The 25,564-nt window shown below is 69.6% G+C and carries 23 protein-coding genes and 1 pseudogene; 9 read left to right on the top strand and 15 right to left on the bottom strand.

Annotated features, from left to right (window positions below; translation table 11 throughout):
* Positions 1 to 14: 14 nt before the first annotated feature.
* The 6 genes from AC1DP9_RS16540 to AC1DP9_RS16515 all read left to right on the top strand — a co-directional run bounded on the left by AC1DP9_RS16540 (position 15) and on the right by AC1DP9_RS16515 (position 5,461).
* Complete coding sequence (locus tag AC1DP9_RS16540; protein ID WP_092297248.1) at positions 15 to 803, top strand: class II aldolase/adducin family protein; 789 nt, start codon at positions 15 to 17, stop codon at positions 801 to 803.
* A gap of 116 nt (positions 804 to 919) precedes the next feature.
* Positions 920 to 1,897 carry a Bug family tripartite tricarboxylate transporter substrate binding protein gene (locus AC1DP9_RS16535; protein WP_092297251.1) on the top strand — a complete coding sequence of 326 codons (978 nt, stop codon included), beginning with the start codon at positions 920 to 922 and terminating at the stop codon, positions 1,895 to 1,897.
* A 31-nt stretch (positions 1,898 to 1,928) separates the two neighbouring features.
* Positions 1,929 to 2,819, top strand: a complete 891-nt coding sequence (locus AC1DP9_RS16530; protein ID WP_092297254.1) for an amidohydrolase family protein — start codon at positions 1,929 to 1,931, stop codon at positions 2,817 to 2,819.
* 72 nt (positions 2,820 to 2,891) lie between these two features.
* On the top strand, positions 2,892 to 3,887 hold the full coding sequence (locus AC1DP9_RS16525) for a Bug family tripartite tricarboxylate transporter substrate binding protein (protein ID WP_092297257.1): 996 nt from the start codon (positions 2,892 to 2,894) through the stop codon (positions 3,885 to 3,887).
* 4 nt (positions 3,888 to 3,891) lie between these two features.
* Positions 3,892 to 4,932 carry a D-2-hydroxyacid dehydrogenase gene (locus AC1DP9_RS16520; protein WP_477107942.1) on the top strand — a complete coding sequence of 347 codons (1,041 nt, stop codon included), beginning with the start codon at positions 3,892 to 3,894 and terminating at the stop codon, positions 4,930 to 4,932.
* Between the two features lie 88 nt (positions 4,933 to 5,020).
* Positions 5,021 to 5,461, top strand: a complete 441-nt coding sequence (locus AC1DP9_RS16515) for a response regulator (protein ID WP_092297447.1) — start codon at positions 5,021 to 5,023, stop codon at positions 5,459 to 5,461.
* A 25-nt stretch (positions 5,462 to 5,486) separates the two neighbouring features.
* On the opposite strand, the gene AC1DP9_RS16510 is transcribed toward AC1DP9_RS16515, so the two are convergent.
* Entirely contained in the window at positions 5,487 to 6,128 is a 642-nt protein-coding gene (locus AC1DP9_RS16510) for an HD domain-containing protein (protein ID WP_477107941.1), read from the bottom strand.
* Between the two features lie 133 nt (positions 6,129 to 6,261).
* On the opposite strand from AC1DP9_RS16510, the gene AC1DP9_RS16505 reads away from it, so the two are divergent.
* Positions 6,262 to 7,248: a GlxA family transcriptional regulator gene (locus AC1DP9_RS16505; protein WP_477108006.1), complete on the top strand. Its 987-nt coding sequence runs from the start codon at positions 6,262 to 6,264 to the stop codon at positions 7,246 to 7,248.
* A gap of 3 nt (positions 7,249 to 7,251) precedes the next feature.
* On the opposite strand, the pseudogene AC1DP9_RS16500 reads toward AC1DP9_RS16505, so the two are convergent.
* The 8 genes and pseudogenes from AC1DP9_RS16500 to AC1DP9_RS16465 form a co-directional block, all read right to left on the bottom strand.
* Positions 7,252 to 8,427, bottom strand: a pseudogene (locus AC1DP9_RS16500) (MFS transporter); the annotation flags it as partial.
* Between the two features lie 33 nt (positions 8,428 to 8,460).
* A complete protein-coding gene (locus AC1DP9_RS16495) occupies positions 8,461 to 9,201 on the bottom strand; it encodes an SDR family NAD(P)-dependent oxidoreductase (RefSeq protein ID WP_477107940.1) in 741 nt (246 codons plus the stop codon).
* A gap of 117 nt (positions 9,202 to 9,318) precedes the next feature.
* Positions 9,319 to 10,248, bottom strand: a complete 930-nt coding sequence (locus AC1DP9_RS16490; protein ID WP_477107939.1) for a LysR family transcriptional regulator — start codon at positions 10,246 to 10,248, stop codon at positions 9,319 to 9,321.
* A 24-nt stretch (positions 10,249 to 10,272) separates the two neighbouring features.
* Complete coding sequence (lpdA, locus tag AC1DP9_RS16485; RefSeq protein WP_477107938.1) at positions 10,273 to 12,099, bottom strand: dihydrolipoyl dehydrogenase; 1,827 nt, start codon at positions 12,097 to 12,099, stop codon at positions 10,273 to 10,275.
* A 103-nt stretch (positions 12,100 to 12,202) separates the two neighbouring features.
* On the bottom strand, positions 12,203 to 13,114 hold the full coding sequence (locus AC1DP9_RS16480; RefSeq protein WP_477107937.1) for a substrate binding domain-containing protein: 912 nt from the start codon (positions 13,112 to 13,114) through the stop codon (positions 12,203 to 12,205).
* Positions 13,115 to 13,143: 29 nt separating this feature from the next.
* Entirely contained in the window at positions 13,144 to 14,010 is an 867-nt protein-coding gene (locus AC1DP9_RS16475) for an alpha/beta fold hydrolase (protein ID WP_477107936.1), read from the bottom strand.
* A gap of 144 nt (positions 14,011 to 14,154) precedes the next feature.
* Positions 14,155 to 14,796, bottom strand: coding sequence for a CGNR zinc finger domain-containing protein (locus AC1DP9_RS16470; RefSeq protein ID WP_477107935.1), 642 nt, complete (start codon positions 14,794 to 14,796; stop codon positions 14,155 to 14,157).
* 51 nt (positions 14,797 to 14,847) lie between these two features.
* Positions 14,848 to 15,819 (bottom strand): LysR substrate-binding domain-containing protein, encoded by a 972-nt coding sequence (locus tag AC1DP9_RS16465; RefSeq protein ID WP_477107934.1) that lies wholly within the window; start codon positions 15,817 to 15,819, stop codon positions 14,848 to 14,850.
* A gap of 104 nt (positions 15,820 to 15,923) precedes the next feature.
* Here AC1DP9_RS16465 and AC1DP9_RS16460 point away from each other — a divergent pair, with 104 nt between their 5' ends.
* Positions 15,924 to 17,252 (top strand): D-serine ammonia-lyase, encoded by a 1,329-nt coding sequence (locus tag AC1DP9_RS16460; protein WP_477107933.1) that lies wholly within the window; start codon positions 15,924 to 15,926, stop codon positions 17,250 to 17,252.
* Here AC1DP9_RS16460 and AC1DP9_RS16455 read toward each other — a convergent pair.
* From AC1DP9_RS16455 to AC1DP9_RS16430, 6 genes are all read right to left on the bottom strand, one after another.
* A complete protein-coding gene (locus AC1DP9_RS16455; RefSeq protein WP_477107932.1) occupies positions 17,240 to 18,223 on the bottom strand; it encodes a Bug family tripartite tricarboxylate transporter substrate binding protein in 984 nt (327 codons plus the stop codon). The two genes, AC1DP9_RS16460 and AC1DP9_RS16455, sit on opposite strands and share 13 nt — an antisense overlap.
* Before the next feature lie 174 nt (positions 18,224 to 18,397).
* Positions 18,398 to 20,719 (bottom strand): caspase family protein, encoded by a 2,322-nt coding sequence (locus AC1DP9_RS16450; protein WP_477107931.1) that lies wholly within the window; start codon positions 20,717 to 20,719, stop codon positions 18,398 to 18,400.
* Positions 20,720 to 20,736: 17 nt separating this feature from the next.
* The gene (locus tag AC1DP9_RS16445) at positions 20,737 to 21,411 is read right to left on the bottom strand and encodes a matrixin family metalloprotease (protein WP_441592918.1); all 675 of its coding nucleotides are present in this window, start codon (positions 21,409 to 21,411) and stop codon (positions 20,737 to 20,739) included.
* A 20-nt stretch (positions 21,412 to 21,431) separates the two neighbouring features.
* On the bottom strand, positions 21,432 to 22,220 hold the full coding sequence (locus tag AC1DP9_RS16440) for a hypothetical protein (RefSeq protein ID WP_477107930.1): 789 nt from the start codon (positions 22,218 to 22,220) through the stop codon (positions 21,432 to 21,434).
* Positions 22,221 to 22,232: 12 nt separating this feature from the next.
* On the bottom strand, positions 22,233 to 23,177 hold the full coding sequence (locus tag AC1DP9_RS16435) for a hypothetical protein (protein ID WP_477107929.1): 945 nt from the start codon (positions 23,175 to 23,177) through the stop codon (positions 22,233 to 22,235).
* 107 nt (positions 23,178 to 23,284) lie between these two features.
* Complete coding sequence (locus tag AC1DP9_RS16430; RefSeq protein ID WP_477107928.1) at positions 23,285 to 24,187, bottom strand: LysR family transcriptional regulator; 903 nt, start codon at positions 24,185 to 24,187, stop codon at positions 23,285 to 23,287.
* Between the two features lie 131 nt (positions 24,188 to 24,318).
* Between AC1DP9_RS16430 and AC1DP9_RS16425 the strand changes: the two genes are divergently transcribed.
* Complete coding sequence (locus AC1DP9_RS16425; RefSeq protein ID WP_477107927.1) at positions 24,319 to 25,563, top strand: alpha-hydroxy acid oxidase; 1,245 nt, start codon at positions 24,319 to 24,321, stop codon at positions 25,561 to 25,563.
* Position 25,564: the final 1 nt, after the last annotated feature.

The raw sequence follows: 25,564 nt of genomic DNA, 5'->3' as shown, positions 1-25,564 counted from the left end.
AAAGGAGACTCATCATGACAAAGCCCGGTGTGCTGAACATTCCGTCGATGCGCGGCCAGTGCAGCGAGGCGGAGTGGCAGGCCCGCGTGGACCTGGCCGCCTGCTACCGCCTCGTGGAGTTGTATGGCATGGCAGACATGATGGCCAACCATATCTCCGTCCGCGTGCCGGACGAGGAGAACGCCTTCCTGATCAACGCCTACGGCATGATGTACGAGGAGATCACCGCGTCCAGCCTGATCAAGGTGGACCACGACGGCAAGATCCTCGCCAAGCCGGACTTCGGCGACCTCGGCTACGGCATTAACAAGGCCGGCTACGTGATCCACAGCGCCGTCCACCACGCGCGCCCGGAAGTGGCGTGCGTCATCCACACCCACAGCTGGGCATCGATGGCCATTTCCTCGCTCGACTGCGGGCTGCTGCCGATCACCCAGACCGCCATGCGCTTCCTGAAGATCGGCTATCACGAGTACCAGGGCGTGGTGCTCGACACCGCCGAGCAGGAATCGCTGATTGCCGACCTGGGCACGGGTGAGGCGCTGATCCTGCGCAACCACGGCGCGATGACCGTGGGCAACACCGTGGGCGAAGCCTTCAACTGGATGCACCGCCTGGAGCTGGCCTGCCGCTCGCAGGTGGCCGCGATGTCGTGCAGCACGCCGCTGCGCGATGTGCCGGCAGACGTGCTGCAGGAAACCTGGAACAACTACCAGCCCGGCACGCGCCGTCCGTACGGCGTGATGGAATGGCCGGCGCTGCTGCGCAAGCTCGATCGCCTGGACCCCAGCTACCGCGACTAAGACGTAAATCAGACGGCGGCGGAGTCCCCCAGGGGCCGCATGGAACGGGATTGCAGGGCGGCCTCGCCTTGAACGATGAATCAGGTCAGAAGAAAGCCCTGAACGGAGTGAGATGTATGAAACGCAGAACCCTGCTGGCGCAAATGCTTGCGCTCGGCGTCGCCCCCTATGTCATGTCGGCCCGCGCGCAAGGCGGCCTGCCCAACAAGCCGATCACGCTGGTCGTGCCGTTCGCCCCGGGCGGCAACCTGGACGTGGTGGCCCGCGCCATCGCCCCGGCGCTGGAGCAGAGCCTCGGCCGCAACGTCATCGTCGATAACCGGCCCGGCGCTGGCGGCGTGATCGGCGCGACGGCGGTCTCCCGCGCCGAGCCGGACGGCAGCACGCTGCTGGTGACCACGCCCAACGCCATCGTGGTGCTGCCGAAGATGACGCGCACCAGCTTCAAGCTGGCCAGCTTCAGCCCGGTGGGGCTGGTGTCCACCACGGCGCTGGTGATCGTGGTGAAGGGCAACGACACGCGTTTCAAGGACATCGGCGCGCTGCTGGCCCACGCGCGTGCCAACCCCGGCAAGACCACCACCGGCCACGCCGGCCCCGGCACCACCAACCACATGGCCACGCTCCAGCTCGAGGACGCCGCCAGGATCCAGTTGAACGAGGTGCCCTACAAGGGCTCCGCGCCGGCGCTGATCGACCTCATGGGCGGCCAGATCGACATGGTGGTGGACCAGCTCACCAGCTCGGCACCGCATATCCAGTCCGGCGCCCTGCGTGCGCTGGCCGTGATGTCGCGCGAGCGCGATGCCGCGCTGCCGAAGGTGCCCACGCTGCGCGAATCCGGCCTGGCCAACTTCGAGGCGACCACGGCTACGGGCCTGCTGGCCCCGGCCGGCACGCCGGCAGCGGTCATCGAGACGCTGAACAGCGCGCTGCGCAAGGTGCTGGCCGAAGGCGCCGTCAAGAGCCGGCTGCTGACCGTGGGCAGCGTGGCGCAGGCCTCGTCGCCGCAGGAACTGCTGGCCTCGCTGCAACGCGAGGATGCCCGCGCGCAGACGCTGGCCGCCGCCGGTCGCCTGAAGGCCCCGGAATAACGCCGAACGTATCGACCGGACGCCATCGACCATGACCCGCCCCTGCCTGCCCCCGCTCCAGACCCTCACCGCACCGGTGTTCCGCGCGCCCGCCGGCGCCTGTGACAGCCATGCCCACGTGTTCGGCCCGTTCGCGCGCTATCCGCTCGCGATGGACCGCAGCTACACGCCGGCCGAGCATCCCGCCGACGCCTTTATCGCCCATCTCGATGAACTCGGGCTCACGCGCGGCGTGCTCGTCACGGCCAGCGCCAGCGGCACCGACAACAGCGTGGTGACCGACGCCCTGCGCCAGTACCCCACGCGCCTGCGCGGCATCGTGGTGCCGTCGCCGGACACCACGGACGCCGAGCTGGACGCCTGGCACGCCGCCGGCGTGCGCGGCGTGCGCATCAACCTGTATCAGGTGGATGGCCACGCCGTGTATCGCAACGGCGTGGGCATCGAGGTGCTCGAAGCGCTGGCCCCGCGCCTCGCCGCGCGCGGCTGGCACGCGCAGATCTGGATCCATGCGCCGGACCTCGTCACGCTGGGCCCGCGCCTCAAGGCGCTGGGCCTGCCGCTGGTGATCGACCACATGGGCCGCATGGCCACCTCGCGCGGCGTGGCGGACCCCGGCTTCCAGGCGCTCTGCGCGCTGCTGGCGGAAGGGGTGGCCTGGACCAAGATCTCGGGCGCTGACCGGCTCCAGCCGGCCGGCGCGCCGTACGAGCAGGTCGATCCCTTCGTCGCGGCGCTGATGCAGGCCAACCCGGAGCAGGTGGTGTGGGGCTCCGACTGGCCGCACATCAACTACTTCGAGTCCGCCCAGATGCCTGACGACGGCGTGCTGTTCAACCTGCTGGCGCGCTGGCTGCCGGACGCCGCCAGCCGCGAGCGCGTGCTGGTGCACAACCCGGCACGGCTGTACGACTTCGGCTAAGCATTGATTTTTGCGTCTTATCACCACGACGGCGGCCGCGAAGACGGCTGCCGCATCAACAGGAGAACCAACATGCCTCGATTCGCCCCCGGTCGATGGTTGACCCCCTACCTGAGCGCGGCACTGGCTGCCGGCGCCGCGCTGGTCACCCTGGCCGCCCCCGCCCAGGCCGCCGACGAATACCCGACCAAGCCCGTGCGCGTGGTGGTGGCCTTCACCGCCGGCGGTACCACCGACATGCTGGCCCGCAGCGTGAGCCAGCACCTGGGCCAGCGCTTCAAGCAATCGTTCGTGGTGGAAAACCGCCCCGGCGCGGGCGGCAACATCGGCACCGAGTACGTGGTGCGCGCCCCGGCGGACGGCTACACGCTGCTGGTGGACTCGGTCGGCCCGATCTCGATCAACCAGACGCTCTACAAGAAGCTGAACTACGACCCGCTGGCGGACCTCGTGCCGGTGGTGCAGATCGCCGACGTGCCGAACGTGCTGGTGGTGCATCCCTCGGTGCCGGCCAAGACCTTCGAGGAGTTCGTCGCCTACATCAAGGCCAACCCGGGCAAGCTGAACTATGGCTCGACGGGCGTGGGTACCTCGTCGCACCTGTCCGGCTTCATGCTGTCGGAGCGCATCGGCGCGCCGGCCACGCACGTGCCCTACAAGGGCGCCGATGCCCTGAACGACCTGCTGTCCGGCCGCATCCAGTTCATGTTCGCGACGATTCCGTCGGTGATCTCGCATATCCAGGCCGGCAAGCTGCGCGCGCTGGCGGTGACCAGCGCCAAGCGCTCGCGCTCGCTGCCGGAGGTGCCGGCAGTGGCCGAGAAGGGCTTCCCGGGCTTCGAGGCCGGCTCGTGGTTCGGCATCTTCGCGCCCAAGGGCACGCCGAAGACCGTCATCACGCAGGTGAATCAGGCCGTGAACGAGGTGCTGCCGTCGCTGCAGGCGCAGATGATCCGCGAGGGCGCCGACCCGGTGGGCGGCACGCCCGAGCAGTTCGGCAAGTTCACGCGCAAGGAGTATGACAAGTGGAAGGTGGTCGTCAAAGCCTCGGGAGCGACGGTAGACTGACGCCATGACTGCATCCGCTGCCTCCTCCGCCTCCGCCTCCGCTGCGCCCGTGCGCATCCTGCTCTCCGAAGCGGCGCTGCGCGCCCATGGCGACGCGATCACCGCCACCATCGCCGCCGCCATGGCAGGCCGGGACTGGGTGCCCGTGGCCCCGCCGGCCGTGGACGACGCCCGGCCCATCGACGCCGACATCGCCTTCGTCTCGCGCGATGTGACGGGGCGCTCGACCAAGCACGAGGTGCAACCGGCCACGCGGCGCTTCTACACCGCGATGCTGGAGGCGCCCTCGCTGCGCTGGACCCACACGCACTCGGCCGGCGCCGACCGCCCGGTGTTCGGCGAACTGCGCCAGCAGGGGGTGACGGTGACGACTTCGTCGGGTGCCAATGCCAGCGTGGTGGCGCAGACGGCGCTGGCCGGGCTGCTGGCGCTGGCGCGGCACCTGCCGCAGATGCTGGCCACCCAGCGTGAACGCCGCTGGGCCCCGCTGATGGGCGCCGACATGCCGCGCGACCTGCACGGCCAGACGGCGACCATCGTCGGCTGGGGGCCGATCGGCCAGCAGATCGGCGCGGTGCTGCGCCTGTTCGGGATGTCGGTGGTGGTGGTGCGCCAGCGCGCCACGCCGGCGGGGGAGGGCTTCGAGACCGTGACCTTCGCCGATGTGCCGGCAGTGCTGCCGCGCACGGACTGGCTGGTGCTGGCCTGCCCGCTGACGGATGAAACGCGCGGGCTGCTGAGCGCCGCCGCGCTGGACAGCCTGCCGAAGGGCGCGCGGCTGGTCAACGTGTCGCGTGGCGAGGTGGTGGACGAGCCGGCGTTGATCGCCGCGCTGCAAGGCGGCAGGCTGGCGGGTGCCTATCTCGATGTCTTCGCCCATGAGCCGCTGCCCGCGGATTCGCCGCTCTGGACGCTGCCCAACGTCATCGCCACGCCGCACAGCGCCGGCTTTTCCGATGGCAACGCGGCGCGCGTGGTCGAGGTCTTCCTCGACAACCTGGGCCGCTGGATCACGCAGACGCCGCTCCGCAACGCCGTGTCGTAACAAATCGGACACCATCTTCGGAAATTTCCGCAGCCATTTGCAGAAATTTCCGCACCTCTGCGGCGACTTCCGCAGGCAGGATGACAGCATGTTCTGCCACCTGCCTGCCGCCGCCGTGCCTGCCCCCTCCCAGTCTTCCCAGCTACCCGTTCCCCGCATCGTCGTGGCCGAGGACCATCCGGTCAGCCTGCTGGTGCTGGAGGACCAGCTCGCCGGCATCGGCGGCTGCGTGGCCCAGCCCTGCCGCTCCGGCGAGGAAGCGTGGGCCGCCGTGCAGCAGGACCCACGGCCCGCCTTGCTGCTGACGGACCTGGGCCTGCCGGGGCTGGACGGACTGGCGCTGGCCCGCCGGATCCGGGCGGCGGAGGGCGGCAAGCGCGCCGGGCGGCTGCCCATCGTCGCCATCACGGCCACGGCCGGCCCGGAGGCGCGGCTGGCCTGCCTCCGGGCCGGCATCGATACGGTGCTGTCCAAGCCGGTCAGCTTCCAGACCCTCCGCGCCGTGGTGAGCCGCTATCTCTCTATATAGATATAGAGAGCGGGGCGCGCGGGCCTCAGCCGTGCCAGTGCGAGCAGCGGATCACGCTGCAGAAATTGCCGCGATGGAAGTGCGGGTCCTTGTCGGCCAGCACATCCGCCTTCACGTTGCCGAACGTGGTGTCCGGCTTGTGGCGAATGCCATCGTAAAACGCTTGAATAATGTCTTCCTTGAAGCGCGGGGTGCGCGGATACGCCTGCACCACGCGCTCGCGGTCTTCATCGGCAAACGTCTCGTAGCGGATGCCCAGCACGTCCATCTCCACGCCAGCCGTCACCAGCGCCACCACCGGGTCCATGAACTCGGGAATGCCGGGCGTGGTGTGCAGCGCGATACCTGTCCAGACTTTGTCGATGTCCGCCTGCGCGATGCCACGGCTGCGCAGGAAGTCCGCCGCCGCGTTGGCACCATCCACCTCGAAGCGCTTGTCCGGGCTGCTGTGCGCCGGCGTCAGGCCCATGTCGTGGAACATCGTGCCCGCGTAGAGCAGTTCCGGGTCGTATGGCAGACCGCGCTGCTTGCCGGCCAGCGCCGCGAAGTAGTACACGCGGCTCGAGTGGTTGAACAGCAGCGTGGATTCGGTGTCGCGGACCAGTTGCGTGATGTCGCGGGCCAATTGGCTGTCAGGGATGGCGATGTCGCCCAGGGTGAATTGCATGGCTGGCTCCTTTCGTTTGGGGTTGAAACGAGTGTAGGAGCGGGAGTACCATGTCTTCAATCGTCGTAGTGCGACGTTTTGGGCCAAACCGGACGGATCGCGACGCGACAGCAATGCTCAGGGATTTTTCACCATGACCACCCCCCGCCCCATCGTGCTGCTGGCCATCGAAGGCGTGCAGTTGCTGGATGTCTCCGGGCCCCTCGACGTCTTCGCGGAAGCCAATGCCCAGGCCGGCCGGCAGGTCTATGCACTCCAGGTGGTTGGCGTGCGGCGCGGGCCGATCCGGGCCTCGTCAGGCGTCCGGCTGCTGGCGGATCTGCTGGTCGAGGAAGACCCGCTCGGGGCGGCGCTGCCCCGTCCCCATACCGTGCTGGTGGCGGGTGCGCCACATGCGGGCGAGACCCCGACCGAACCGATCGTGCTGGACTGGATTCGCGCCGTGGCGCCGCGCGCGCGCCGCTATGGCTCGGTGTGCAGCGGCGCCTTTCTGCTGGCCGATGCCGGCCTGCTGGAGGGGCGGCGCGTAACCACGCACTGGGCGGGCGCGGACCGGCTGGCGGCGCGTTTCCCGGGCGTGACCGTGGATGCCGACGCCATCCACGTGCGCGACGGCAAGCTGCGCACGGCGGCCGGCGTGACGGCGGGGCTGGACCTTGCGCTGGCGCTGGTCGAAGAGGATCTCGGGCGCGAACTCGCCATGCGCGTGGCCAGCCAGTTGGTGATGTTCTTCAAGCGGCCCGGCGGGCAGGCGCAGTTCAGTCGCAGTGCGGCGCCGGCGCTGGCCAACCGCTCGGCCTTGCAGGAACTCCAGCGCTGGGTGGCCGCGCATCCGGCGGATTCCCACGATGTGCCCAGCCTCGCCGCGCGCGTCGGCGTGAGTCCGCGCCACCTGACGCGGCTGTTCCGCGAGGAAGTCGGCATCACGCCAGCCAGCTGGGTGGAAGCAGCGCGCGTGACTGCCGCGCGGCAACTGCTGGAGGCCGGCCACCTCGCGCCCAAGCAGGTAGCAGGCGAATGCGGCTTTTCGAGTGTCGATACGCTGCGCCGCGCGTTCATGCGCGTGGTGGGGGTGACGCCTGCGGACTATCGCAAGCGTCACGCCTCGACCGCCGATTGACGGCAGCGCGGTCGGTCGCCCCAGCAACCGCCACGCCAGCACCGCCGACCCCGCCACCACGACTGCCGCCGCCACGCCGATCCACGCGATGCCGGGCCCGTCGATCACGCGCCCGCCCAGGATGGCCCCGATGCCGATGCCCGCGTTCGCGCCCGAGATATTGAGCGCGGAGCCCAGCGCCTGCGCCGAGGGTGCCGCCTGCATCAGCCGGACGTTATTGACGATAAACAGCGCCGACTGCGCGATGCCCCAGACCGCCAGCACCGCGAACAGGGCGGGCGTCCACGGCGCCGCCCACGCCACCAGCGCCAGGCTGAGTGCCAGCCAGCCGCTGAACACCAGCGTCGCGCGCAGGGCGCTGCGGTCCACCAGCCGGCCGCCGAAATGGTTGCCGACCAGCCCCATCGCGCCGAACGCCATCAGCGTCCAGCCCACCGTCGGCCCGGACAGCCCGCCCAGCCGCTCCAGGAAATCGGCCAGATAGGTGTAGGCGATGAACATCCCCGTGAACGACAGCACCGACAGCGCCACGTGCCCGAGGATGGCCGGCTGCCGCGCCAGCCGTAGCTGCGCCGCGAACGGCAGCGGCGGGGTGGGGGCGGCGGTGGGCGGCAGGCGCGTCAGCAGCAGCGCCTTGACCAGCGCCAGCGCGGCCAGCACGCCGAAGGCGGTGCGCCAGCCGAAGGCATCGCCGATCAGCGTGCCGAGCGGAATGCCGAACACGGTGGCACCGACCATGCCATAGGCCATGATCGACAACGCCCGCCCGGCCCGGGCCGCGCCGAGCGCCGCCACGGCGGTCTCGCAGGCGAGCGACCAGAACACGGCCACGCCGAGCGCCGGCACCAGCCGCGCGATGGCCAGCACGCCGAGGTTCGGCGCCATCGCCGCCAGCGCGTTCGAGAGCGCGGTCAGCACGAGGATGACCACGAACACGCGCCGCCGCGCGTGCGGGCCGGTGTGTGGGCCGGTGTGTGGGCCGATGTGCGCCGCCACGCGCGCGGTCAGCAGCGGGCCGGTGACGGCCACCGTGAAGGCGAACAGCGAGACCAGCAGCCCGGCCTGCGCCACGCTGACGTGGAGGTCGCGCGCAAGCCCGGGCAGCAGGCCCACGATCAGGAATTCCGTGGTCAGCACGGTAAAGCCGGCCGCAGCCAGCAGCAGAATCGGCAACAACATGGGGGAGGAAACTCCTGAGGGGGGATGGCGGCGTCAGTCGGTGAAGCCGCCATCGGTAAGGATCGACCGCCCGGTGACCCAGGCCATGTCCGGAGACGCCAGCGCCACGATCACGCGGGCAACGTCCTCCGGCTCGGCCAGTCGGCCCAGCGGGGTTTCGGCGGCAAGGTGCCGCCGTTCGTCGTCGGGAATGCCCGCGGTCATGTCCGTGCGCGTGATAAACGGGGCGACGGCATTGACGCGGATGCGGCGCGCGCCAAGCTCCATGGCGAAGGCGCGGGTGAGGGCGTCCACGGCGGCCTTGCTGGCCGAGTAGACGCTGGTCGGCGCGGTGGGCGCTTGCGCGAGGTTGCTCGACACGTTGACGATGCTGCCGCCATGATCCCCAAACAGCGGGGCGAAGGCTTGCGTCGTCAGCATCACGCTGAGCGCGTTGTTGTCGAACTGTTCGGCAAAGAATGCCGCGTCGAGTTCCGCCAGCGGGCGGGCGCCGAACACGCCGGCGTTGTTGACCAGCACGTCGATGCGCCCGTGCTGTTGCCCCACCGCCTGCGCCAGCGCGCGCACCGAGGCCGGATCGGCCACATCGGCCTGGAAGGCGTCCGCCTGCCCACCGGCGGCCCGGATCGCGGCCACCACGGCCTCCGCCGCCGCGCGCTGCGCCTTGTAGACCACCGCCACGTGGGCGCCGCGCGCCGCCAGCGCCAGCGCCGTGGCCTTGCCGATGCCGCGCGAGGCGCCCGTGACCACCGCTACCTTGTCTTGCAGGGACATGATTGTTGCTCCGTTACCAGGTTGTCGATGACGGACAAGGTAGCGGGGCGCCCCCGGGGCGGGAAGCCGGAAGACTGGAACGTCGCGTTCCGATTCTGGAACGGGTGGGCGAGGGAGTCAGCCCTCGTCGGGCCACTGCTCCCGGAGTAGGGCCAGCAGGGCGCGCACGGCGGAGGTCATGCCGCGCCGGCTCGGGTACATCGCGTAGATCGTGGCATCGCGCGAGCGTACCGCGCCGAGCACCGGCACCAGCGTGCCGGCTTCGATGGCGTCCCGGCACATCGTCATCGGCAACTGCGCCAGCCCGGCGCCGCGCATCGCCAGTTCGCGCATTGCCATCAGGTTGTCCACGGCAATCGCAGGCGTGATCGGCCAGTCGAACGGCTCGCCGGCATCGTCGACGAACTGCCACGGGCGCGGCTGCGCCAGCGTGCCTTGCGCCAGGCAGGGGTAGCCGGCCAGGGCGTCGAGCGAGGCGGGCAGGCCGGCGTCGCGGAACAGGTCAGGATGGCCGACCACCAGCGAGCGCGACGTGGCGATGGGCGTCGCCACCACGTCCTCCGAGGCCAGCGGCACCACCGCCGCGCGGATCACGAGGTCGAGCCGCTCCTCGGTCAGGTCCACGAAGCGGTTGGACAGCGTCAACTGCACGCGCACCTGCGGATGCGCCCGCGCGAACGCGGCCAGGATCGGCGCGAGCGTGGTCTCGGCAATCAGTACGGAGGTGTGGAGGTGGATCACGCCGGACGGCTCGGCCAGCGACTGGCGCGTCAGCGCGCCAATCTCGGCCACATGGGCCGCCGCCTGGCGCGCATGGCCGGCCACGGCCTCGCCCACGGGCGTCAGCCCGAACGCCTGTGTGGAGCGGTGCAGCAGCCGCACGCCCAGCGCGCGCTCCAGCTCGGCCACGCGGCGCGAGAGGCGGGATTTGGCGATGCCGGTCTGGCGCTCGGCCGCGCTGAAGCCGCCGGCCTCCACTACGTGGAGGAACAGCAGCAGGTCGTCGAGGTGGGTGGCTGGGGGCGGCGGAGCGGTCTTGGCGTCCATGCCCCGCAGCTTATCACCGGGCCGCTACATGTTCAGCGCACGCTTCTGCACCGCCAGCGCGGCCTCGCGCATCACCTCGGACAGCGACGGATGCGGATGGCTGATCATGCCGATGTCCTCGGACGCCGCCTTGAACTCCATCGCCACCACGCCCTCCGCGATCAGGTCGGACGCATTGGCGGCGATGATATGCACCCCCAGCAGCTCGTCCGTCTTCGCGTCGGCAATCATCTTGATAAAGCCGTCCGGCCGGCCCATGCCCAGCGCCCGCCCGTTAGCCGACATCGGGAACTGGCCGGTGCGGATCTCGCGGCCCTCGGCCTTCAACTGCGCCTCCGACTTGCCCACCCAGGCAATCTCCGGCTCGGTGTAGATCACCCACGGAATGCAGTTGTAGTCGATATGCGGCTTCTGGCCGTCGATCACCTCGGCCACCATCACGCCTTCGTCCTCGGCCTTGTGGGCCAGCATCGGGCCGCGCACCACGTCGCCAATCGCGTAGATGCCGGCCACCGGCGTGCGGCAAAGATCGTCCACGGGGACGAAGCCGCGCGCGTCGGCGGCCAGCCCCACGGCCTCCAGCCCGAGGTTGTCCGTGTTCGGCACCCGGCCGATGGAGACGATCAGCCGGTCCGCGTCCAGCGTCTGCGCTTTGCCGTCCTGGTCGGTGTAGGCGATGCTCACGCCCTTGCCGCTGCGCTTGATCTCGCCGATCTGCACGCCGAGGTGGATGGCGAGCCCCTGCTTCTTGAACTGCTTGGCGGCCTCCCGGGCGATGGCTTCGTCCACGGTGCCGAGGAAGGTCGGCAGCGCCTCAAGAATGGTCACTTCCGAACCCAGCCGGCGCCAGACCGAGCCCAGTTCCAGCCCGATCACGCCCGCGCCGATCACGGCGAGCTTCTTGGGCACCGAATCGAAGGACAGGGCCCCCTCGTTGTCGGAGACGATGACGTTGTCCACCGGCACGTTAGGCAGGTGGCGCGCCCGGGAGCCGGTGGCGATGATCACGTTGCGGGCCGTGTAGGTCTTGGCCTTGGCCGCCCCCTCGCCCCCGCCCTCGCCCCCGCCCCCATCTTCACTGGCTTCCACGGTGACCACGCCGTTGTCTGCGCGGCTCTGCAACTTTCCGTGGCCCTTGATCCAGGTGACCTTGTTCTTGCGGAACAGGAACTCCACGCCGCCCGTGAACTTGTCGACAATGGCGGCCTTGCGCGCGATCATCGTGCCGAGGTCCAGCGTCACGCCCTTGACCTGCACGCCGTGCTCGGCCAGCCCGTGCTGGGCCTGCTCGAAGTGCTCGGACGAGGCCAGCAGCGCCTTCGACGGAATGCAGCCCACGTTCAGGCAGGTGCCGCCCAGCCGGGGCTTGCCGGCCGGGTCCTTCCATTCCTCGATGCAGGCCACGGTCTTGCCGAGCTGCGCGGCGCGGATGGCGGCGATGTAGCCGCCGGGGCCGGAGCCGATCACGATCACGTCGAAGTCAGCGGTGGCGGAAGCGGCAGCACCGGCGCCGCCGCCCTGCACGGCCGGGGCGGAGGCCGCAGCGGGAGCGGGTGCGGCCTTGGGCGGCGCTGCGGCGGTAGCCGGGGCCGAAGTCACCCCCGGCTTGCCTTCCGTATCGATGGTCGCAATCACCTCGTCGGCGTGCACGGTCGCGCCGTCCGGGTGGACGATGCTGGCCAGCACGCCGCTGGCGGGCGCAGGCACCTCCAGCGTGACCTTGTCCGTCTCCAGTTCCACCAGGATCTCGTCGCGGGTCACGGCCTCGCCGGCCTGCTTTTTCCATTGGATCAGCGTGGCTTCGGAAACGGATTCGGAGAGCTGCGGCACCTTCACTTCGATCGCGGCCATGGTCTTCCTTTTCTAGATGGAGTGACAAAGACCTTCAGTCTAGGAGAGACGCGAGACAGACATGTCGCCGACGCGGCGAGCGTTGCTAGGGGTTTACCCTGGATCAAGCCGCGAACTTGTCCACCAGAAAATCGACGAAAGCCCGCACCCGGCGCGAGACATGGCGCGCGTGCGGGTAGAGCAGCATGAAGGGCCGCGTGCAGCCGCCGTAGGGCTGCAGCACTTCCACCAGCGTGCCGTCGCGCAGGTCCTGCTCCACCACGAAGCGGTAGGTCTGGAACAGGCCGGCGCCGGCGCGGGCCAGCGTGGCGCCGCCCAGTGCGTCCTCGGCCGTGCCATAGGCGCCGGCGGTCACCATCTCCAGGGTCTCGCCCTCCTGCTGGAAGATCCACGGCAGGCGCCGGCCGCTGCTCGGGACATCGAACTGGATGCATTCGTGCGCCGGCAGGTCGTCCGGCGTGGCCGGCGTGCCGTGCTTGCGCAGGTAGGCGGGCGTGGCCACCACCACCATCTCGGCGTCTTCGAGCTTGCGGGCGATCAGCGTGGAGTCATCGGGCGCCCGGCCGCGCACGGAGAGGTCGAAGGTATCGTCGGCAAAGTCCACGTTGCGGTTGCTGATATGGATCTCGACGTCCACCTCGGGATAGCGCTCGCGGAAGGCCGGCAGCACCGGCAGCACGCGGTAGTGGGCGTAGGGCGTGGGCAGGCTGATGCGCAGCCGCCCGGCGGGCGTGCCGTGCTGGCCGCTGATCTGGCGCTCGGCGTCCACCAGCTGCGCCAGCGCCGGCCGGCTCTGCTCGAAATAGACCCGCCCCTCGTCCGTGAGCCGGATCTGCCGCGTGGTCCGCACGAACAGCCGCACGCCCAGGCGCTCCTCCAGCCGGGACACACTGCGGCTCACCGCCGCCGGCGTGACCCCCGCCGCCACCGCCGCCGCGGTAAAACTGCTCAGTTCCGCGGCCAGGCAGAACAGTTCGATGCTGCCGAGCTGGAGATCGTCGAATTGGCGCGTCATAAGCAAATAGGGTGGGGGTTAGCGGCGAATTAGCGAGCCAGCACGTCGAGAATGCGTTGGCCGATGTAAGGGCCATGCGTCTCCAGCGCGAAGTGGCCGGTGTCCAGCAACTCCACCACGGCGGCCGGGTTGTCGCGGCGGAACGCCTCGGCGCCGGGCGGGATGAAGAACGGATCGTTGCGGCCCCAGATTACCAGTGTAGGCACCTGCGCCTGGCGGAAGAACGCCTGGAAATCGGGGTAGCGCTTCAGGTTGTTGGCGTAGTCGAGGAACAGGTCGAGCTGGATGTCCTTGTTGCCGGGCCGTTCCAGCAGCGCCGCGTCCAGCGTGTACGACTCGGGGGCCACGCTGTCCGGGTCGGCCACGCCGTGCACGTACTGCCACTTCGTGCCTTCCAGATGGAGCATGGCGTCGTGCAGCACCTGCCGGTTGGCCGCGCTGGGCTCGGCCCAGTACTGGCGGACCGGCGCCCACGCATCGCCCAGCCCATCGAGATAGGCGTTGCCGTTCTGCGCGACGATGCCCGTCACGCGCTCGGGGTGGGCCACGGCCAGCCGGAAGCCGGTGGGCGCGCCGTAGTCGAACACGTACATCGCATAGCGCTCCAGCCCGAGGGCATCGACAAAGGCACCGAGCGTGGTGGCGAGGTTGTCGAAGGTGTAGCGGTACTGGCGCGCGGCCGGCACCTCGGTAAAGCCGAAGCCGGGCAGGTCTGGGGCGATCACCCGGAAATGGCTCGCCAGTTGCGGAATCAGGTGGCGGAACTGGTGGGACGAGGTCGGAAAGCCGTGTAGCAGCAGCATCACGGGGGCCTGCGGATCGCCGGCTTCACGGTAGAAGACGCGCACGCCGTCGGCGTCGGCATAGCGGGTGAAAACCTGGGGGCTGGCAGTCATGGCAATTCTCCGGAAGCGAAAGCGAAAGCGAAAGCGGAAGCGGGAACGAGGGCCGTCATCGGCTTGGTTCCGAAGTGTATGCCAATTTGGTAACCTGTAAAACTTAATTTTAACGGTTACCAACGAATGCCCGATGGCATGGCCTCATGCAGCGTCTTCATCGGCAGCCGCCTCGCGCTTGCGAAAGGCGGCGACCTTGTGGCGATTGCCGCAGACCGCCATGCTGCACCAGCGGCGCCGGTGCGACTTGGTGCGGTCATAGAACCAGAGCGTGCATTCGTCGCTCTCGCATTGGCGGACCCGCCCGAAGTCGCCGTGGGCGAGCAGGTCGGCGGCGGCTTCCGCCAGCGGCACCAGGCATTGCGCGGCGTTACCGGCGGCGTGGATGCGGGCGATGCGGACGCCGCCGTCGGGCAGCGGATGCACGGCCAGATGGCTGCCGCCGGCCGCCAGCGCGTCATTCAGCGGCGCCAGATCCGGCTTGCCGCCGGCCTTGCCGTCAGCCTTGCAGGCCACGATCAGCCGGATGGCCTCGCGCAGCGCGCGTGCTGCTGTGGCCAGCCCCTTGGGCGGCGCGGCGCGATCGTCGCCGGGCCAGAGCGCCACCTGTTTCAGCCAGGCGAGCACATCGGCATCGGTCTGCCAGTGGTCGCGCGGCGTGGTGTCGGCCCGTTCGATGGTATTGAGCAGGTCCAGCGCAACGTGATCGGCCAGCAGGCGGGGGCCGGTTTCCGGGGTGGCCGCAGGATTGGCAGGTTTGGGGGGAGGGGTGTTCGAGGCGGGCATGGCGTTCTCCTGTGCCGATCCAATGTAACCGATTAAACGCCAGCATCCAAGTTACGGATATTTTGGGGCTGAACCGTCCAGCGCCAGCAGGCGCCGTCGTGCCGTGTCGAAGGCGGCACCTTCGGCCAGCAGCCAGGCTTCGACCTCCGCCACCTGCGGCGAGGGTGTCGGGGCGCGCACCAGGTGGTAGGCGGCCTCGCTGCGCACATGCAGGCCCCACAGGTCCACCAGCCGGCCCGAGGCCAGTTCGTCGAGGACCAGCGCCGTGCGGCCCATGGCCACGCCCTGGCCGGCCAGTGCCGCGCCGATGGCCAGTTGGGACAGGTTGAAGTGCTGGCCGCCCGCCATGTCGGGCAGCGTCACGCCCGCGTGCCGCAGCCAGACCTGCCATTCGTGGCTCTCGCCGGCGCCTTCCCACGGGCTGGCGTCGTGCAGCAGCATCGAGGCGCGCAGGCCGTCCGGCGAACGGAGTGCCGGGTGGGCCGCCAAATAGGCCGGGCTGGCCACCGGCAGCAGCCATTCGTCGAGGAAGGGCGTGGCGCGGAGGTCGGGGTAGCGGCCGGGGTCGAAGCGCACGGCGGCGTCGATGCCCTCGCGCAGCATCCGCGAACGATCCAGCGCGTGGAACTCGCCATGCACGCGCAGGCCGATCTCCGGGTGCTGGCGGAAGAAGTCGCCCAGGCGCGGCGTGAGCCAGACCATGGCGAACGAGGGCGAGCAGGACAGCGCCACCGGCGGGCGATGGCCGGGTTTGCGCAGTTGCGCCAGCGTGCTCTCCAGCGCCTGGAACGACTCGCGCGCCACACCGCGCAGCCGCTCGCCCTCGGGCGTCAGCACCAGCGCGCGCGGCGTGCGCACGAACAGCGGCCGTTCGAGCCACTGTTCCAGCTTGTTCACCTGCTGGCTGACCGCGCCCTGCGTCACGCACAGCTCCCGGGCGGCCAGCGTGAAGCTGCCATGGCGGGCCGCCGCCTCGAAGCAGCGCAGCCAGCTCAGGACGGAGGCGTTGAGGGTGTTTGTCATCAGTAAAACTAATGGATCGATCAGTACAAATCGTTTGTCAGGCGGGGTGGGGGCGTCAACAATGAGCGGTCTTCTTCCCCATCCCTCTTCCCCGTCCGCCTGCCATGACGCTCCATCTGTCCTCGATTTCGGCTGCATTGCTGGCCGACCTGCAAGCCGCCCGACCGCTGATGTGGACGAATCCGCACCGCAGCGCGGAGGCCGACGTCCAGACCGTGGTGGATGGGCGGCGCATTAGTCTAGCTGATATGCAGGCGGCACAGGCGCGGTTCACCCGCTTCGCCCCGCTGCTGGCGCGGCTGTTCCCGGAGCTGGAGGCCAGCGCGGGGCGGATCGAATCCGATCTGCTGGGCGCGCCGGACATGCAACAGGCGCTCGGCCTGCCCACCCGCCACGGCTCGCTGTGGATCAAGGCCGACCACAGCCTGCCTATCGCCGGGTCGATCAAGGCGCGCGGCGGCATCCATGAGGTGCTCGAATTCGCCGAGTCGCTGGCGCTGCGCCACGGGCTGGTCGATGTCGATGGCGACTACGGCGTGCTGGCCGACGCCCCGGCGCGCGCGCTGTTCGGCCGCTATCAGGTGGCGGTGGGCTCCACCGGCAACCTGGGCCTGAGCATCGGCGTGATGGCCTCCTCGCTGGGTTTCCGGGCGGCGGTGCATATGTCCGCCGACGCCAAGGCATGGAAAAAAGCGCGCCTGCGCGCGCGGGGCGTGGAGGTGGTCGAGCACACGGGCGACTACGCGGCGGCGGTGGCCGCTGGCCGGCGCGAGGCGGAGGGCGATCCGCACTGCTACTTCGTCGATGACGAGCGCTCGCTCTCGCTGCTGCTCGGCTACAGCGCTGCGGCGCTGCATCTGCACGATCAGCTCGAAGCGGCCGGCCTGCGCGTGGACGCGGACCATCCGCTGTTCGTCTACCTGCCGTGCGGCGTGGGCGGCGCGCCGGCTGGCATCGCCTTCGGGCTCTGGCAGTTGTATGGCCCGCACGTGCATGCGTGCTTTGTCGAGCCGACCCAGTCGCCGTGTTTCCTCGTGGAGATGCTGGCGCCCGGCGCCTCGGTCTATGACGTGGGCCTGACCAATCGCACCGAGGCCGATGGGCTGGCCGTGCCGCGCGCCTCCGAGCTGGCCGCCGAGGCCATGGGCCCGCTGCTGGCCGGGGTGTGCACGGTGCCGGACGAACGGCTGTTCCTGGACCTGCACCGGGTGCGCGAGACGGAAGGGCTGCGGATCGAGCCATCCGCCGCCGCCGGCTTCAGCGGGCCGCGCATGCTGACGGACAGCGCAGCCGGCCGCGCCTACCTCGCCCGGCACGGCCTGGACACGGTGATGCCGCAGGCCACCCATCTGGTGTGGACGACCGGCGGCCTGTTCGTGCCGCCGGACGAGTACGCCCGATTCGCCGAACGCGGCGCCGCCTACTCGGGCTGAATCCCCGCCAGCTTGATCATGCGCTGCCAGTTGCCTTGATCCTCGACGATGGCGCGGGCCAGCTGCGCGCCTGGCGCCGGGTAGGCATTGGTGCCGCGCTGGGCGTGGTGGGCGGCGGCTTCCGGCGAATTGACGAATTCGAGCGTCCAGGCCTGCAGCTTGTCCAGCACCTCGGGCGGCGTGCCCTTGGGCGCGAACAGGCCGGTCCAGCTCACCACGGTGATGGCCGGCAGGCCCGCTTCGGCCATGGTCGGCACATCGCCCATGATCGGCACGCGGCGGTCGCTCATCACGGCCAGCGCGCGCATCTTGCGTGATTCGATCATCGGCACGGCGGCGGAGATCTCCAGCACGGTGAAGTCCAGCGTGCCGCCGAGCAGGTCGGGCAGCAGGTTGGCCATGCCCTTGTAGGGCACGTCCTGGGTGCGGATGCCGGCGGCATCGTTGAAGGCGGCCAGCATCACGCGATAACCGGCGCTGCTGGTGCCGTAGTTGAGCGTGCCCGGCTTGGCGCGCGCGGCGGCGGTCAGGTCGGCCACGGTGCGGTAGGGCGAGTTTGCCGATACCACCAGCGCCACGGGCACGGTGGAGAGGCGCGCCACGGGCACGAAGTCGCGCGGGCTGTACGGCATCGACTTGAACAGGTAGGGGTTGGCCGCCATGGTGGAGGCCGACGCGAACAGCAGCGTGTAGCCGTCCGGTGCGGACTTGGCGACGTAGTCCGCCGCGATCATGGTGTTGGCGCCGGGCTTGTTCTCGACGATAAAGCTGCGCCCGGCCTTCTTGTGCAGGTATTTGGCGAGCAGGCGGGTGTAGTCGTCGATGCCGGTGCCGGCGCTGGTCACCGAGACGATCTTGACCGGCCGCTCGGGGTAAGCCTCGGCATGGGCGGGGGTGGGTGCCGTGGCGGGTAGGGCACCCAGCAGGATGGCGGCGGCCAGCCACCGCGTCGGGAAGGTATTGCGTAGCATTCCGGTCTCCGTGTCAGTGCAGTCGAGCGATGCGCGATCATGGCGCCGGAGGCCAGCTTCAGACCTCCCCGAGGCGGGGGGGCAGGGTCTGCCCGTGGTTTTGATCTTCGCCGTCCTTCTCTTCCTTCCTCTCTCCCTTCCTCTTTCCCTTCCTGTTTCCCTTCCTCTTTCCCTTCAGGCCGTCAGCACCCGCAGGCCCGCAGGCGGCACGCTCGCGCGGAGTGCCCGGGCCGGCACGGAGCGCAGGCTATCGGTGGCGGTCTGGCGCACGCTGTCGTCGGCAGCCCAGACCATCAGCGGTGGCAGGGCGGTCTGCGCCACCACGCGCCGCCACATCGCCTCGGGAATCCAGTCCTCGCGCCGCTGCGCCGCCGTCACCAGCAGCTTCCAGCTCCGCTGGAACATCGGCGGGCCGGTTAGCGGGCCGAAGCGCCGCAGGCTCGCTGTCGCGCATTGCTGGCCGAGCGCGGCGACATCGGGATGGTGATCGCCCACCAGCTTGCGCAGGCGCGTCACCACCACATCGAGCCCGGACATGTCACGGCCCGGGTCGCGCTCCCGCTCCACCAGCAGCAGATGGCCGCCGATCATCCCGGCAATCGGGTTGGTGCAGTTGCGCAGCAGGATGTCCTCCAGCTCGGGGCTCAGGATGCGCCGCTCATCGGCCAGCGCCAGCCGGGCGGTCTCGATGATCTTCTCCAGCGCGGCATCGGGCTGCTGGTCTGGCCGCCGCATCATCAGCGACACCCGGGGCCGCGCGCTGGGCGCGTGCTCGCCGGGCTGCGTGCGGCGCAGGACGTAGGCTTCCAGCCCCCAGGCTTCGCAGGCGATCAGGCTCTGTTCGATGACCGGGCCGTTGTCCACCTTCTGCCGCAGGTAGTAGGCGCCGGGCGTCACCGCCTGCACGGCGCAGGCGTGGGAGTCCGCATCGGTGTTGCGCGCGCTGCCGCGCTCCATGCTGATGACGATGTTGTCGTCGGCGTCCACCACCTGCACGTCCCGCCAGGGGGCGATGTTCTGCTGGGGCACCTCGGCGCTGCTCGCCGCGCGCACCATCACCATCAGCGTGGCCTGCTTGCCGTCGCCCTCGCTCTGCAGGCGCAGGGTGGTGGCCAGCGCTACCTGCCGGTCGCGTTCCTGGGCGCCGTCCTCGGGCAGGCCCACCGGCGGCAGCACCGACGAGGCGGGCTTGGCGATCTGCGCGACGGCCAGCGGCGGGCGGTCACTGTCGAGCAGGATCACGTGCTGCGCCAGGCTGCGCCCGATCCGCGTCTTGATCTTGAACAGCCCGAACGGCAGCGGCGTGGAGAGCTTCGACATGCCGTTGTCGACCAGCGAGAAGCGGCTGTCGATCACGAAGATCTCGGCGGCGGGGTCGGCCGGGTCGATGTCGAGCGGGAACATCGTGCCGTCGGCGGCCTGCGTGACGGGCGGGCCGGATGCCGTGATGGCAATCGACACATCGTTGGTCACGTCGAATCCCTGCCGCAGGCCGGCTTCGGCCACCTCCACCACGTACAGGCCCGGCGACAGGGGCAAGGTCATGACGGGCTGCGCGGTCATCGCCTCCGCGCGGGGCGGGATGCCGGACCACAGCCGCAGCGGCTTGCCGGCGGCCTCGGGCGGCAGGGTGAGCGTGACCGTGTAGCGCGGCGGCGCCACGCCGCGCGCGAAGATCAGGCCGGCATCCTCCTGCACGATCTCGGGCTCCTTGGCCACGTCGCCATCGCGCAGATGCGCCGGCGTCATGCGGGCGCAGAGGGCGTTGCGCAGCCAGTCCGCCAGGCTGCGCCCGGTGACGCGTCCGTTGGCGTCGGACGCCGCCCCGCGCAGCCCTTGCAGCAGCGCCCAGGTAAAGGCGCCGTGGATCTTGTCGCCATCTTCGGGAATGCCGATCTCGATGGCCTTGAGCGGGCGCTGCGCGGCGAAGGCGACGAACGTGGCCGCCGGCGGGTCCGTGGCCTGTACCGGGGAGAGCTGCGGGTCGCGCGGCTGCAGGAAGGAGACCCGGTTCATGCAGCAATCCATCCACAGCACGAACTCGCGGAAGTAGCCGGCGTCCTGCAGCCAGCTCAGCCAGCCCGTGGCGTGTACGTTGAAGGTGCCGAGCGTGGCGCTGGCGTTGGCCGCGAACAGGCAGCCGCGCTCGCGCCCCGGCGAGAAGCCGTGGCCGGAGACGAAGATATACAGCCGGCGGCCCACCCGCAGCCCGCGCCGTTTGGCCTGGTTCTCCCGGGCGATGGCGTTGAGCCGGCCAAAGGCGGTTTCGATCTCGTCGGTGGTCGGCAGCGCGGTGTCGCCCGCCTCGGTCAGGCGGGACTTGATCACCTGGATCTGGTCCTCGCTGGCGAAGGCGCCGCCGTTGGGGTCCATCAGCCACGCCTTCACCGCATCGACATCGTTCGCGGGCCCGTGGAGGTTCGCGTCCGCGCCCGGCTCGCCGAGCTGCGGGTAATGATTGATCCCGATCAGGATGGCTTGGTCGTCGGCATTCATGGCGCGGCGGGCAGGCCCTACTGCGGATAGGCCTGGCGGATGAAGTCCTTGTCCGACTCGGACAACGCCGAGTTCATGCCGGCCGTCACGCCGTTCAGCGTCCAGGCGGGGGGGATCGGATACATCATGATCGAGCTCGGGTCCACCGCCGTGCCGGCCACGTCAGCGGCATTGAACGCCGCGAACATATTGTTTTCGATGGTGGCCTTGTCCCAGTTGTTCGGGGGGCCGGACAGATCCTTGATCACCTGCTCGCGGTTCCACTGGATGGCATTGAGCGGGTTCTGGTGCTCGTGGATCAGCCCGATGGCGTGGCCGAACTCGTGCAGGGTCACGCGCAGGATCTCGTCTTCCTCGGTGTCGTCGGTGAACCAGCCGTAGTTCATGGTTGGCTGCGGCGCCTGGATCAGCCGGGCGTCGGTGCCGATGAACGACCACGAGCCCTTGCCCTCCAGGAAGTCGATGCGGATGTCGGTCGGGCCGCTGTCCCGGACATCGAACTGGAGGTTGGCGAATTGCAGCCAGATATTGGCGGCGTTCATCACGCGGTCCTGGAGCGCGCGGGAGCCGGACAGGAAGCTGATGGTGAGTACCGTACCAGGCTGCCACCGTTTGCCGGTCAACATGGCAATCTTGCCGGGCACGCCGTTCGTCATCGGGAAGCCGGCGCAGAAACGCTTGTCGTTGCTCATGGTGCATGCTCCATTTTTGACTACAAAACCCCACCCACAAGGTTTGTGATAACCCCTACCGCCTTGGTGGCACGGTCGATCAGTTGCGACGCCTTGGTCAGGACGTCCGTGGCCTGGCGCATTTCGCCCGCCGTGCGCGTGAGGTCGCTGGTGATGCCTTCCAGCGTTTTCAGGCTGGCGCGCACTTCGTCCGATTCCAGGATGTCTTTCAGCCGCAGTTGCGCCAGCGTGTCGAGCTGATCGGTGATGTCGACCAGACTGGCCTGGAGGCTGTTGCGCTCGGCGTCCGTGGGCGCGAGGCCGATGCGGCGCAGCAGCTCGCGCTGCGCCACGGTCAACGCGGTCAGGGTCTGGTCGCGGGCGGCGTTCAGGCGCGCGCGGGGGGATTCGGTCGATGGGCCGACCGGCTCGGGCGCGCCGAAGGCCATCGGGGCGGCGGCACTCGGCCCGGGGCGCTGGGGCGCCATGGGGGCGGTCGTCGCGCGCACGTCGCCCGGGATGACCCAGCCATCGGGCAGCGCCTTGCGGCGCCCGTCGAGGAACCAGGTGGCGTCGAACTGGTCCGAGCGCGCCACCATCAACACCAGCACCAGAAAGTAGGCGAAGAAGCCCACCGCGAGGCCCACGCCGTAGTAGCCGAACAGCGTGCCGCTGGCGCCGCCGAACAGCGCCGTCACGGCTGCGCCGCCAATCACGCCCAGCAGTGCGATGAGGTCGCTGAACTGCACGTCCCCCTTGCGGTAGCGGTTGGTGAAGTACACGAACCAGCCCAGCACCACCCCAAACGCGAAGGCTCCACATTCGGCCATGTCTGTCTCCGATCAGCTCGCAAAGGCTTCCTGAACCGCGCGGGCTTTCTCGCGGAACGTCTTCAGGGCGGTGACCACGGCGGCCACCTGCCGGGTGTCGTCGTTGAGCGCCTGCGCCAGCGCGGCGTGCGCCTTGACCATGTCGTCAGCCGCCGCGCGCGCGTTGGTGCGCCGGAGCGTTTCGATGGCATCCGTCTTCGCCTGCAAGGTCGTGAGGGCGGCCGTGTAGTCGTCCGGGCTCATCTTGGCGTTGATCTGGCCGGCCATGGTCGTGCCCGCCAGCAGCAGCCCGTCGGCACGCGCCTTGCGCAGGGTGTCCAGCGCCTGCCCCATGGCATCGCCCAGCACGGCAACCGGCTCGTTGGCGGCGGTCACGCCGCGCTTGAGCATGTCGAAGCGCCGCTGGTTCAGCGTGGCCACGCCCACGCTGAACGCCAGCCCGGCAATCGCGCCGAACTCGTTCGGCAGGCCCACCTTGGCCGTGTTGGCCAGCCCGGCGAGCGAGCCGGTCAGCTTGGAATTCGCCGCCTCCAGCGCTTCCTGGTCCTGGGCGTTGGTGATGGCGGCGAGGGCATCGGCGTAGTCGCGCAGCGCGTGGATCAGCGGCGCGGCGGAGGTGGACTCGCCCGGGGCCGACTGGCGCGGCGCCATTGCCGGGTCGGCCGGATGCAGGGCACAGGGCAGCGCGTTATCCGCCGCTGGGGCGGCCGAGACCGTGGCAGGCAGCGCGCAGCCGGGGCTCAGCGCCACGCGCGTGCGCGTTGGCGTCAGTTGTGTCTGCTGGATGACAGCCCGCTCCGCCGCCACGCCCTTCGTGCCGGACTGGTAGGCCGTGGCGAGGTCATTGACCCCGGCGCGGAAGCTCTCGACTTCGGACTTGTAGAGATAGGGCGAGCAGGCGGCGAGGCCGGCGCACAGGCAGGCGGCCAGCATGCCAAGCGGCGTGGATCTGCGCATGCTGGCTCCTTTGGCCGGGAATCTCATCAGGGATAGATGATAAAAATGCCAAAGGAAACATTTCTGTGTTCGGTGGCGAACGGAAGCAAATCGGCGTGTGCGCTTTGCTAGGCCAGGCCGCGCGGCGCCTGAAAGTCGATCACATCCTTGACGATGTCCCGCATGGCCGTAATCAGCACGCGCGAGTCGTCCCGGCGCCATTGCACGGCATAGTGGAGCGGCTCCAGCGCATGGCGCCCCGGCAGGATGCGGAGCTTGCCGCGTGTGGCCAGCGCTTCGGCCCAGCGGTCGGGCATGAAGGCAAAGCCCAGCCCTTCCGCCACCATGCCGACGACGGCGCCCCAGCTATTGCACATCAGGCGTCGGTTCACCATCAGGCCCCGGCTGGCCAGCCATTGGTCGAGCACGCGCGTGCCGCCAGCGCCTACCGGCAGCGTCAGCAGCAGGCGCTCGCGCATCAGCGCTTCGGGATCGTCCGTGCCGGCCTCATCGAGAAACGCCTGGCTCGCCACCCACGTGAAATTGACCTGGCTGATGCGCTCGGCGGCGAGACTGCTGCGCGTGGAGGGTCCGGCCAGCACCGCCACGTCCAGTTCGCCATCGTGAAGCCGCTGTTCGAGCACCTGGCCGATATCGACATACGGCTCCAGCAGCAGCCCGGGATGGGCGGCGGATACCGCGCGCACCAGCTTGGGCAGCCAGGTGAGGCCGCTCAGTTCGCCCAGCCCCACCCGGCAGCGCCCCACCAGGCCGTGATGCTGGCCGGCTGATTGCTCCAGTTCGGAGGCCGCGCGCAGCAGGTCGCGGATCTGGGGCAGCATCTGCTCGCCCTGGGCGGTCAACTCAGCGCTTCTGCCGCTGCGGTCGAACAGTTGCACGCCCAGGGACGCCTCCAGCTCGGCCACCCGTTTCGACAGGGACGACACCGAGAGGTGGCACCGTTCGGCCGCCACCGAGAAATTGACGCAGGTGGCGGCCCAGTAGAACGCTTCCAGTTGCTTGAGAGTCATGGCGGGAACCGGCGGGCGGCCTCGACTGTTTCAATAAAGCGAAATTATATCTTCGTTATTTTTCGCTTTTGTAGTTGCGTCGCGGTTGCTAGATTGAGGGCGACATCACCCGCCACCGACCCGCCGCCCCCATGACCGTTGCCCCCGCCGACCACGCCCCATCCACCGTTGCTTCCCGGCCGGGCGCCACCGTGAGTGGCGCATCGCCGGCTGGCGCCGCGTGGCTGGGGCGGCGGGTGCTGGCGCTGAACGATTTCGAAGCGTTGGCGCGGCGCCGGCTGCCCCGGCCCCTCTACGCCTATGTGAGCGGGGCGGTGGAAGACAACGTGTCGCTGGCGTGGAACCGGCGCGGGTTCGAGGACATTGCCCTGCGCCCGCGCGTGCTGGCCGGCGTGGCGAGCCGAGACCTGCGCATCGAACTGTTCGGGCGGACGTATGCCGCACCGTTCGGCCTGGCCCCGATGGGCATTTCGGCGCTGTTCGCCTATCGCGGCGACATCGTACTCGCGCAGGCGGCCCGGCAGGCCGCCGTGCCGGCGATCATGAGCGGTTCCTCGCTGATCCGGCTGGAAGCCGTGATGGCAGCCGCGCCGGGCACGTGGTTCCAGGCCTACCTGCCGGGCGATGCGGTGCAGATCGAGGGCCTGCTGGCGCGCGTGGAAGCGGCGGGCGTGGAGACGCTGGTCATCACCGTCGACACGCCGGTGGCCGGCAACCGCGAGAACAACCTGCGCGCAGGCTTCTCCACGCCGCTGCGGCCCAGCCTGGCGCTGGCGTGGCAGGGCCTCACGCATCCGCGCTGGCTGATTGCCACCTTCGCGCGCACGCTGGTGCGGCACGGCGTGCCTCACTTCGAGAATGCCTATGCCCACCGGGGCACGCCGATCCTGTCGCCCAATGTGGAGCGGGACTTTTCCGACCGGGCGCATTTCACGTGGGCGCACCTGGCGTCAATCCGGCGCCGGTGGAAGGGGCGCCTGGTCGTGAAAGGCATCCTGACCGCGGAAGATGCGCGGCTGGCCCAGCAGCACGGCGTTGACGGCGTGATCGTGTCCAACCACGGCGGGCGCCAGCTCGACGGGGCGATTGCGCCGATCCGCGTGCTGCCGGAGATCGTCGCGGCCGTGCCGGACCTCCCGGTGATGCTCGACAGCGGCGTGCGCCGGGGCACGGACGTACTCAAGGCCCTCGCGCTGGGCGCCCGGTGCGTGTTCGTCGGGCGCCCGTTTGCCTATGCAGCCACGGTGGCTGCCAGCGCCGGCGTGGCGCACGGCATTGCGCTGATGCATGCCGAGATTTCGCGCGACATGGCCATGCTCGGCCGCACCCGTGTGGCCGATATCGGTCCGGACTGCATCCGGCGGCCATCGCCCTGAA

The organism is Cupriavidus sp. 01L43, assembly GCF_056399925.1.
Note: the sequence above shows the minus strand (reverse complement) of the source record. Positions and strands in the feature narration are given on the sequence as shown.

What these genes read in the sequence shown, in the direction of transcription:
- AC1DP9_RS16540 (WP_092297248.1), top strand. Translation starts at nt 15, where the DNA reads ATGACAAAGCCCGGTGTGCTGAACATTCCGTCGATGCGCGGCCAGTGC.
- AC1DP9_RS16535 (WP_092297251.1), top strand. Translation starts at nt 920, where the DNA reads ATGAAACGCAGAACCCTGCTGGCGCAAATGCTTGCGCTCGGCGTCGCC.
- AC1DP9_RS16530 (WP_092297254.1), top strand. Translation starts at nt 1,929, where the DNA reads ATGACCCGCCCCTGCCTGCCCCCGCTCCAGACCCTCACCGCACCGGTG.
- AC1DP9_RS16525 (WP_092297257.1), top strand. Translation starts at nt 2,892, where the DNA reads ATGCCTCGATTCGCCCCCGGTCGATGGTTGACCCCCTACCTGAGCGCG.
- AC1DP9_RS16520 (WP_477107942.1), top strand. Translation starts at nt 3,892, where the DNA reads ATGACTGCATCCGCTGCCTCCTCCGCCTCCGCCTCCGCTGCGCCCGTG.
- AC1DP9_RS16515 (WP_092297447.1), top strand. Translation starts at nt 5,021, where the DNA reads ATGTTCTGCCACCTGCCTGCCGCCGCCGTGCCTGCCCCCTCCCAGTCT.
- AC1DP9_RS16510 (WP_477107941.1), bottom strand. Translation starts at nt 6,128, where the DNA reads ATGCAATTCACCCTGGGCGACATCGCCATCCCTGACAGCCAATTGGCC.
- AC1DP9_RS16505 (WP_477108006.1), top strand. Translation starts at nt 6,262, where the DNA reads ATGACCACCCCCCGCCCCATCGTGCTGCTGGCCATCGAAGGCGTGCAG.
- AC1DP9_RS16495 (WP_477107940.1), bottom strand. Translation starts at nt 9,201, where the DNA reads ATGTCCCTGCAAGACAAGGTAGCGGTGGTCACGGGCGCCTCGCGCGGC.
- AC1DP9_RS16490 (WP_477107939.1), bottom strand. Translation starts at nt 10,248, where the DNA reads ATGGACGCCAAGACCGCTCCGCCGCCCCCAGCCACCCACCTCGACGAC.
- lpdA (WP_477107938.1), bottom strand. Translation starts at nt 12,099, where the DNA reads ATGGCCGCGATCGAAGTGAAGGTGCCGCAGCTCTCCGAATCCGTTTCC.
- AC1DP9_RS16480 (WP_477107937.1), bottom strand. Translation starts at nt 13,114, where the DNA reads ATGACGCGCCAATTCGACGATCTCCAGCTCGGCAGCATCGAACTGTTC.
- AC1DP9_RS16475 (WP_477107936.1), bottom strand. Translation starts at nt 14,010, where the DNA reads ATGACTGCCAGCCCCCAGGTTTTCACCCGCTATGCCGACGCCGACGGC.
- AC1DP9_RS16470 (WP_477107935.1), bottom strand. Translation starts at nt 14,796, where the DNA reads ATGCCCGCCTCGAACACCCCTCCCCCCAAACCTGCCAATCCTGCGGCC.
- AC1DP9_RS16465 (WP_477107934.1), bottom strand. Translation starts at nt 15,819, where the DNA reads ATGACAAACACCCTCAACGCCTCCGTCCTGAGCTGGCTGCGCTGCTTC.
- AC1DP9_RS16460 (WP_477107933.1), top strand. Translation starts at nt 15,924, where the DNA reads ATGACGCTCCATCTGTCCTCGATTTCGGCTGCATTGCTGGCCGACCTG.
- AC1DP9_RS16455 (WP_477107932.1), bottom strand. Translation starts at nt 18,223, where the DNA reads ATGCTACGCAATACCTTCCCGACGCGGTGGCTGGCCGCCGCCATCCTG.
- AC1DP9_RS16450 (WP_477107931.1), bottom strand. Translation starts at nt 20,719, where the DNA reads ATGAATGCCGACGACCAAGCCATCCTGATCGGGATCAATCATTACCCG.
- AC1DP9_RS16445 (WP_441592918.1), bottom strand. Translation starts at nt 21,411, where the DNA reads ATGAGCAACGACAAGCGTTTCTGCGCCGGCTTCCCGATGACGAACGGC.
- AC1DP9_RS16440 (WP_477107930.1), bottom strand. Translation starts at nt 22,220, where the DNA reads ATGGCCGAATGTGGAGCCTTCGCGTTTGGGGTGGTGCTGGGCTGGTTC.
- AC1DP9_RS16435 (WP_477107929.1), bottom strand. Translation starts at nt 23,177, where the DNA reads ATGCGCAGATCCACGCCGCTTGGCATGCTGGCCGCCTGCCTGTGCGCC.
- AC1DP9_RS16430 (WP_477107928.1), bottom strand. Translation starts at nt 24,187, where the DNA reads ATGACTCTCAAGCAACTGGAAGCGTTCTACTGGGCCGCCACCTGCGTC.
- AC1DP9_RS16425 (WP_477107927.1), top strand. Translation starts at nt 24,319, where the DNA reads ATGACCGTTGCCCCCGCCGACCACGCCCCATCCACCGTTGCTTCCCGG.